The following is a 4,669-nucleotide window of genomic DNA, read 5'->3' on the forward strand; positions in this document are numbered from 1 at the left end:
GAGTATGGATTCCGGGCCTGCGCCTATCGGCGCATCCCGGAATGACGAATTGAGATATCGAGCGTCCATCACGCGCCAATCATCAATGCACCGAAAATCATGGCAGGCAACCGCACGTTTCGCGCGCGCGTGCTAGCGTCCACCCGAAATCAGGCTGTCGGATTTGGGGGGATCGCAACATGATCTGGATCGCCAATCTGGTGGTCGCGCTGGTCGCCGCGCTGCATGTTTATTTTCTGATTCTGGAGATGTTTCTCTGGACCAGGCCGCTGGGGCTGAAGACGTTTCGCAATTCGATCGAGAAGGCGACCGATTCCGCGGTGCTGGCGGCCAACCAGGGACTCTATAATGGCTTCCTCGCCGCCGGCCTGGTCTGGGGTCTGATCCACGGCACCCCGGACTTTGCGTTCCAGATCAAAACATTCTTTCTGCTCTGCATGATCGTTGCCGGTATTTATGGCGCGGCCACCGTCAGCCGCCGTATTCTCTATGTGCAGGCGGCGCCCGCCGCGCTTGCGTTGATCCTGCTCTGGCTGGCCTGAAATCATTGATGTTTTCGGCCGCTTCGTCTTGCATTGCAGCAACCGTTCCGCCACTATCGCGGCCAGCGATGGCGTCCGCCGAGGGCTGTAAGAGGCCCTCCGGACCAGATCATCGGCGCAATCACAACAGACGAGGAAAGCAGCGATATGAGGAACGGGATTTTCAATCTGGTCACCGCAACGGCGGTCGCGATCGCGCTGTCGGCTTCGTCAGCCTACGCGCAGAAGAAATACGATACCGGCGCGACCGACACCGAAATCAAGATTGGCCAGACGGTGCCGTTCAGCGGCCCGGCCTCCGCCTATGCCGGCATCGGCAAGACGCAGGCCGCCTACATCAACATGATCAACGAGAAAGGCGGCATCAACGGCCGCAAGATCAATCTGATCCAGTATGACGACGCCTACAGCCCGCCGAAAGCGGTCGAGCAGGTGCGCAAGCTGGTGGAGAGCGACGAGGTCCTGTTCACCTTCCAGGTCATCGGCACGCCCTCGAACGCCGCCGTTCAGAAATACCTCAACGCGAAGAAGGTGCCGCAGCTTCTCGCCGCCACCGGCGCGTCGCGCTTCTCGGATCCGCAAAACGCGCCCTGGACCATCGGGTTCAATCCCAACTACCAGTCCGAGGCCCGCATCTACGCGAAGTACATTCTGCAAAACCACCCCAACGCCAAGATCGGCGTCCTCTACCAGAATGACGACCTCGGCCGTGACTACCTGATCGGCCTTAAGGCAGGTCTCGGCGAGAAAGCCGCGACCATGATCGTTGGCGAGGTGTCCTACGAGCTGACCGATCCGACCATCGATTCGCAGATCGTGAAGCTGAAATCGCTCGGTGCCGACCTGCTCTATGACGCCTCGACGCCGAAATTCGCCGCCCAGGCGATCAAGAAGGTCGCCGACCTCGGCTGGAAGCCGGTCCACATTCTCGACATCAATGCGAGCCCAGTGTCGGCCACGCTCAAGCCCGCGGGCCTCGATATCTCCAAGGACATCATCAGCACCAATTACGGCAAGGACCCCGGCGATCCGCAATGGAAGGACGACGCCGGAATCAAGGCCTATTTCGCCTTCATGGACAAGTACTACCCGGAGGGCGACAAGCTCAACACCGTCAACACCTACGGCTATTCGACCGCGGAACTGCTGGTATACATCCTGCGCCAGTGCGGCGACGATCTCACGCGCGAGAACGTGATGAAGCAGGCGACCAGCCTGAAAAACGTCACCGGCAGCCTGTCGCTGCCCGGCATGGTCACCAATACCTCGCCGACCGACTACCGCATCAACAAGCAGATGCAGATGATGAAGTTCAACGGCGAACGCTGGGAACTGTTCGGCCCGATCATCGAGGACAGCGGCCCGGCAGGCTAGCTGCCTCGCATGGCCGGCAATGCAGAACGGCGGCCCTTCGAGGCCGCCGTTTTGTTTGATTGATTTTTTTTGACGCGTTTTCTTCACGCCAACCGGTGCCCACTTCGCTCGAAAACGCTGTGCGTTATTCCGGAATCTCGCCAAAGGTCTTTCCGACCGGGAGAACGGCGTGCCGGATCAGCCGCGAGTCCTCGACCGCCGCCTGCCGATGTTTCACCGCCTCGCGATAGGCCGGGTCGCGGATCATCTCCGCGAAGGCCGCGACGCCTGGATATTCGGCGATGAAGCAATGATCCCAGCGCTCGTCCGCCGGTCCGATCAGCATCAGTTCGAACCGGCCCTGCCACACGATCCGCCCGCCCAGCCGTTCGAACACCGGCCCGCTTTCCCTGCCATAGGCCGCATAGGCTTCCGCGCCGGTTGCCTGGCGGCCGTCGGGATACGCGGCCTGCTTTCGCAGCCGGACCAGATTCAGCATGTGGATCGGACCGTCGCGATCATTGGCCCTGAATTGCGCGAAGACTTCCTTGGTCGGATCGATGAAACCCATCCAGCTCTCCCTGCCTGGCAGATTGTCCCCGTTTAGCACAGGTCGCCGCACCTCCTAATCCGGCGTTAACCTTTGCGTAACCGGCCCTTAAACCGCGAACGCTAGCGTGCGGCAGGACCGGTGTGGGCGGCGTTTGCGAATGGCGTGGGGACGAAAAAATAAGGCTGGTGGACGCAAGGAGCCGCAATTCGGGCTTGCCGCGGCGCTGTGCGAGCTGCGTCTCAGCCCGCAGGACCGCGTCTTGCCCGACGACGGCAGTCCGAGGAAATCGCCGCCGGCACGCCAACCCGATGATGCCGACGACGAGCCACCGCGTGAATGCAAGCCCCGCGCGGCGCGAAGCGGCGGCCAGCGGCGATCGAAATCGCGCGGCCGCGGCGGCATCGCGCGCCTGCTGTACTGGGGCGCGGTACTCGGCCTGTGGGCCGCGATCGCGCTCGTCGGCGTCCTGGTCTGGGTCGGGGCGCATCTGCCGGCGATCCATTCGCTTGAGATCCCAAAGCGCCCGCCTACCATCCAGATCGCAGGCCTCGACGGCAGCGTGCTGGCGACCCGTGGCGAGATGACCGGCGCCAATGTCGCGCTGAATGATTTGCCGCCTTATCTGCCGCAAGCGTTCATCGCCATCGAAGACCGCCGCTTCTATTCGCATTACGGCGTCGATCCCGTCGGCATTGCCCGCGCGGCGGTGACCAACCTCCTGCGTCGCGGCGTATCGCAGGGCGGCTCGACGCTGACCCAGCAACTCGCGAAAAACCTGTTCCTGACCCAGGAACGCACCTTGCAGCGCAAGCTGCAGGAGGTCGAACTGGCGCTCTGGCTGGAGCGCAAGCATTCCAAATCGGAGATTCTCGAACTCTACCTCAACCGGGTCTATTTCGGCTCCGGCGCCTATGGCGTCGAGGCCGCGGCGCAGCGCTATTTCGGCAAGTCCGCGAAGAATGTCACGGTCGCGGAAGCCGCCATGCTCGCGGGCCTGGTCAAATCGCCGTCGCGGCTGGCGCCGAACCGCAACCCGGAAGGCGCAGCCCAGCGCGCCCAGATCGTGCTGGCGGCCATGGCGGACGCCAGCTTCATCACCGCCGCCCAGGCGCAGGCCTCGATCGGCCGTCCTTCGATCAACGTAAAACCCGTCGGCGCCGGCACCGTCAATTATGTCGCCGACTGGATCGGCGAAGTGCTCGACGATCTCGTCGGTCAGATCGACCAGAACATCGTGGTCGAAACCACCATCGATCCGAAACTGCAGAGCGTGGCCGAGACCGCCATCATCGACGAGCTCGCGGCCAAGAGCGTGAAATTCAATGTCAACCAGGGCGCGCTGGTGGCGATGTCGCCCGACGGCGCGGTGCGCGCCATGGTGGGCGGGCGCAATTATGCCGAAAGCCAGTACAACCGTGCGGTGACCGCCAAACGCCAGCCGGGCTCGGCATTCAAGCCCTTCGTCTATCTCACCGCGATCGAAGCGGGCCTGACCCCGGAGACGGTGCGGCAGGATGCGCCGCTCGATATCAAGGGCTGGAAGCCCGAAAATTACGGCCATGAGTATTTTGGCGCGGTGACGCTGACACAGGCGCTGGCGATGTCGCTCAACACGGTCGCGGTGCGGCTCGGCCTCGAGGTCGGCCCGAAAAACATCGTGCGCACCGCGCACCGGCTCGGCATTTCGTCAAAGCTCGATGCCAACCCCTCGATCGCGCTCGGCACCTCGGAAGTTTCCGTGATCGAGCTGGTCGGCGCCTATGCGCCGTTTGCCAATGGCGGCCTCGGCGTCTCGCCGCATGTCGTGACCCGAATCCGGACCGGCGAGGGCAAGGTGCTGTATGATCGGCCCGCCAACCAGCTTGGTCAGGTGATCGAGCCGCGCAGCGCCGCGATGATGAACGCCATGATGCGGGAGACGCTGGTCAGCGGCACCGCGCGCAAGGCCGAAATCCCCGGCTGGATGGCCGCCGGCAAGACCGGCACCAGCCAGGATTTCCGCGACGCCTGGTTCATCGGCTACACCGCCAATCTCGTCACCGGCGTCTGGCTCGGCAACGACGACAATTCGCCGACCAAAAAAGCGACCGGCGGCGGCCTGCCGGTGGAAGTCTGGACCCGCTTCATGCGCGCGGCGCATCAGGGCGTGCCGGTGGCGGCACTGCCGAGTTCGCAGCGCGGCGGCTTGCTTTCGAACCTGTTTCAGACCGCGTCGCAGGAC

The 4,669-nt window shown here is 63.3% G+C and carries 4 protein-coding genes; 3 read left to right on the forward strand and 1 reads right to left on the reverse strand.

Going from position 1 to position 4,669, the window contains the following annotated elements; all coding sequences use genetic code 11:
* The first annotated feature begins 179 nt into the window (after positions 1 to 179).
* On the forward strand, positions 180 to 542 hold the full coding sequence (locus WCE35_RS00485; RefSeq protein WP_424591391.1) for a DUF1304 domain-containing protein: 363 nt from the start codon (positions 180 to 182) through the stop codon (positions 540 to 542).
* Positions 543 to 689: 147 nt separating this feature from the next.
* Positions 690 to 1,916 (forward strand): ABC transporter substrate-binding protein, encoded by a 1,227-nt coding sequence (locus tag WCE35_RS00490; protein WP_424591392.1) that lies wholly within the window; start codon positions 690 to 692, stop codon positions 1,914 to 1,916.
* 124 nt (positions 1,917 to 2,040) lie between these two features.
* Here WCE35_RS00490 and WCE35_RS00495 read toward each other — a convergent pair whose 3' ends face one another.
* Positions 2,041 to 2,466, reverse strand: coding sequence for a DUF1330 domain-containing protein (locus WCE35_RS00495; RefSeq protein ID WP_424591393.1), 426 nt, complete (start codon positions 2,464 to 2,466; stop codon positions 2,041 to 2,043).
* Positions 2,467 to 2,605: 139 nt separating this feature from the next.
* On the opposite strand from WCE35_RS00495, the gene WCE35_RS00500 reads away from it, so the two are divergent.
* On the forward strand, positions 2,606 to 4,669 hold a 2,064-nt coding region (locus WCE35_RS00500), incomplete at its 3' end, for a transglycosylase domain-containing protein (protein WP_424591394.1).

It is taken from the genome of Bradyrhizobium sp. (genome assembly GCF_049691595.1).
Classification (GTDB): Bacteria; Pseudomonadota; Alphaproteobacteria; order Rhizobiales; family Xanthobacteraceae; genus Bradyrhizobium.